Below are 1,658 nucleotides of genomic sequence, written 5' to 3' on the forward strand. Positions count from 1 at the left end.
GCGTGCTCGACCAGGGTGATCAGGGCGCTCTTGGCCTCCGCCCGCTGCCGGGCGTCGGTGGTGATGATCGGCGCGTCCGGACCGATCTGCAGCGCCTCGCGCACCTCCTCCGGCGTGTAGGGCTGGTGGCCGTCGAAGCCGTTCAGCGCGATCACGAACGGCAGACCCGAGTTCTCGAAGTAGTCCACCGCCGGGAAGCAGTCCGCCAGCCGCCTGGTGTCCACCAGCACCACCGCGCCGATCGCGCCGCGCACCAGGTCGTCCCACATGAACCAGAACCGGTCCTGCCCGGGGGTGCCGAACAGGTACAGAATCAGGTCCTGGTCCAGCGTGATCCGGCCGAAGTCCATCGCCACCGTCGTGGTGGTCTTGTCCGCGGTGTGGGTCAGGTCGTCGATCCCCGCCGACGCGGCGGTCATCACGGCCTCGGTACGCAGCGGGTTGATCTCCGACACGGCGCCCACGAAGGTCGTCTTGCCCACGCCGAACCCGCCCGCCACCACGATCTTCGCGGAGGTGGTGGAGCGGGTTGCACCGCTAGAGCTTGCGAAGTCCACTGAGCACCCTTTCGAGCAGTGTCACATCTGGCTGGCCGCCGGCGGACTCGTTGCCGCCGGGCTGGTGGATGGCGACGAGTCCGGCCTCGGCCAGGTCGGCGACGAGGATACGGGCGACGCCCAGGGGAATGGAGAGAAGTGCCGAGATCTCCGCCACCGACTTGATCTCATAGCACAGTTGGCAGATCCGCTGGTGCTCGGGCAGTTGGCCCTGGAGCTGGGCGGAACGCGCGGTGGTGTGCACCAGCGCCTCGATGGCGAGCTGGTACCGCGGGCGGGTACGGCCCCCCGTCATGGCGTACGGCCGCACCAGCGGCGCCGAGTCGGCGCGGGCGGACGGCGCGGCCGGACCGCGCCGGTGGGGACGCGGCGGGGGCGGTGGGGGCTGCTGCTCCGTTTGCCGTGGGTAACGCGGCGGTTGCGGGGGCGGCGGCGAGGGCTGCTGGGACGGAGGAGACGCCTGCCGCTGGTGACTCGGCGCCGAAGGGAAGTTGAATCGCTTCACAGAGGGGTCGTGCTGCGGCTGCTGAGCCTGGTACTCACCGCCATAAGGGCTGCCAGGGGGCGTTGCCACGTCTCCTCCTCCACTGCCGGACGTCAAGGGGCCGCCGCTTCGGGAACCTCGGGACCCACCGTGTCCCCGCACCCTAGCGGCGCGGGGACACGATGCGCACGAAGTGTTTGCTAGTTGAGAAGACTGCCTTGCAGTTCGGCACGGAGGTCCGGGGTCAGCACCGTACCCGCGCGATCCACCAGCAGCGCCATCTCATAACCCACCAGACCGATGTCCGCGTCCGGATGGGCCAGCACCGCCAGCGAGGAACCGTCGGAGATCGACATGATGAAAAGGAACCCACGCTCCATCTCCACCACCGTCTGATTCACCGCACCCCCCTCGAAGATGCGCGACGCACCAGCGGTCAGCGAGGTCAGCCCCGACGCGACCGCCGCCAACTGATCGGCACGGTCCCGCGGGAACCCCTCGGACATGGCCAGAAGGAGGCCGTCGGCGGAGACCACCACCGTGTGCGACACCCCCGGGGTGTTGTCCACGAAGTTGGTGATCAACCAGTTCAGGTTCTGCGCCGCCTGGCTCATCGG

Annotated in this window: 3 protein-coding genes; all 3 read right to left on the reverse strand. The window is 69.1% G+C overall.

Annotated elements, in window-relative coordinates:
• A partial coding sequence (locus CUT44_RS08655; RefSeq protein ID WP_100201596.1) for a GTP-binding protein occupies positions 1 to 557 on the reverse strand: 557 nt, incomplete at its 3' end.
• The gene (locus CUT44_RS08660) at positions 538 to 1,131 is read right to left on the reverse strand and encodes a DUF742 domain-containing protein (RefSeq protein WP_100201595.1); all 594 of its coding nucleotides are present in this window, start codon (positions 1,129 to 1,131) and stop codon (positions 538 to 540) included. The genes CUT44_RS08660 and CUT44_RS08655, both read right to left, overlap by 20 nt.
• A 110-nt stretch (positions 1,132 to 1,241) precedes the next feature.
• Positions 1,242 to 1,658: roadblock/LC7 domain-containing protein (locus CUT44_RS08665; RefSeq protein ID WP_233221317.1), on the reverse strand; the 417-nt coding region annotated here is incomplete at its 5' end.

This window comes from Streptomyces carminius (genome assembly GCF_002794255.1).
GTDB lineage: Bacteria > Actinomycetota > Actinomycetes > Streptomycetales > Streptomycetaceae > Streptomyces > Streptomyces carminius.